This is a genomic window from Candidatus Aminicenantes bacterium, assembly GCA_026393795.1.
Classification (GTDB): domain Bacteria; phylum Acidobacteriota; class Aminicenantia; order UBA2199; family UBA2199; genus UBA2199.
Map to the genome: position 1 here is coordinate 1 of JAPKZL010000038.1, position 1,586 is coordinate 1,586.

Annotated in this window: 4 protein-coding genes; all 4 read left to right on the forward strand. The window is 56.8% G+C overall.

The window, feature by feature from the left end:
- The coding region (locus NTW95_01700) for a hypothetical protein (GenBank protein ID MCX6556139.1) at positions 1 to 423 on the forward strand (423 nt) is incomplete at its 5' end.
- 70 nt (positions 424 to 493) lie between these two features.
- A complete protein-coding gene (locus NTW95_01705) occupies positions 494 to 862 on the forward strand; it encodes a hypothetical protein (protein MCX6556140.1) in 369 nt (122 codons plus the stop codon).
- The gene (locus tag NTW95_01710; GenBank protein ID MCX6556141.1) at positions 862 to 1,329 is read left to right on the forward strand and encodes a PTS sugar transporter subunit IIA; all 468 of its coding nucleotides are present in this window, start codon (positions 862 to 864) and stop codon (positions 1,327 to 1,329) included. Before NTW95_01705 ends, NTW95_01710 begins: the two co-directional genes overlap by 1 nt.
- Positions 1,330 to 1,404: 75 nt before the next feature.
- A partial coding sequence (locus tag NTW95_01715; GenBank protein ID MCX6556142.1) for a histidine phosphatase family protein occupies positions 1,405 to 1,586 on the forward strand: 182 nt, incomplete at its 3' end.

Below are 1,586 nucleotides of genomic sequence, written 5' to 3' on the forward strand. Positions count from 1 at the left end.
ATCGTCAGCACGGCCAGCAACCCGCAGATCATCGAGACCATGATGCAACACACGCACTTCCCTGCCGATCGCGTGATCGGCATGGACGCTCGCAGCGAAAATGGCATCCTCCAGGGCTCCTTGGCGCCCGGCCTGGCGCCCAATTTCGGTCCCGGCAAGGCGAAAAACCTGAGCCGGTTGCTCGATCGCGAACCGCTCTTGATCGCCGGCGACAGCGACGGCGATTATGACATGCTGATCGCCTTTGCCGACACCCGCCTGAAACTGCTCATCCGCCGCCTCCCGCCGGGGAGGATGGCTTCCCTGTACCGGAGAGCGCTGGCCGGCGATCGCCGCTTTCTCCTGCAGGACGTGGACCAGGCCTCCGGTCAATTTTCGGCCGCGGCCAGCCAGCCCTCCCCGCCCAGTGATCGAAAAGATTGAAAACAATCCCAGGCGAAAAATGCATTCGAGCTTGCTTGTAAAAAAATAATTTCTTTACTAAAATGACTTCATGAGATTCGGGACACTGATCGTCATCACCGCCTTGATCGTCGTGCTGGTCCTTTTCCTGGGCAAAAGCCGGCAGAGCAATCCGGTTGCCGAGGGAACGGCCGCCCTGGAAAAAGCGAAAGCGGCGACGCTGACAATCGATATGAACAGCGTTTCGGCCGCTGTCACCACCTATTTCGGCGATCACAACGAATACCCCGAAAGCCTGGACTCACTGGTGCCCGGGTACCTGCCGTCGCCGGATTCTCTCATCGATTCCTGGGGCACGCCCTTTCAACTGGAAAAGGACGACGCGGCCAATATCACGCTGGTTTCGGCCGGGCCAGACCGGCTTTTCACCACCGGCGACGACATCAGAAGGAGACTATGATGAAACTAGCCAAGTACCTGAAAATAGAAAACATTTACATCACCGAGGCCTGCAAAGACACCAGCTGTTTTTACGGGGATTTTTCTTCCTTCCTGAAGGAGAGGGGGTTGATCGATGACGTCCGGAAAGTCAAACGCCTGTTCGTCAAGAGGGAAAGCATCCAGTCGACCGGCATCGGCAAAGGGGTCGCCACGCCGCATATTTTTTCCGACGAATTTTCCGATTTCTTGCTGGCCGTGGCCCTGATCCGCGACGGCCTGGATTTCAAGGCCCCCGACGGCCGAACCGTGCAGCTGGTCTTCCTGATCATGAGCGATGACCGCGACATCGGCTTGCACCTGAAAACCCTGGCCCATATCGCCCGCCTGACCGCCAGCAGTGACATCACCGGCAGCCTGAAGAACGCTTGCAGCGCCGCCGACGTCTATGCGGTGCTGATGGAGAAGGAAAAGGCCATTCTCAGTTGACCGTTTTTCAAAAAACCGGCCCTGCAAGCCTTTTTCCGTTTGACCGGCCGCTCAAGCTGATATATAATCAAGGCGATGGATCATTTAAAAAAAACAATCCTACTTGTCCGGCATGGAACAACCACTTTCAATGAAACCGACCATTTGCAGGGGCAAATCGACAATCCCCTTAACCAAAAGGGCCGTGACGAAGTCGCCCGCCTGGCCGCCAGGCTGAAGGAAACGGCCATCGATGCCATGTTTTCGTCGCCGCTGCA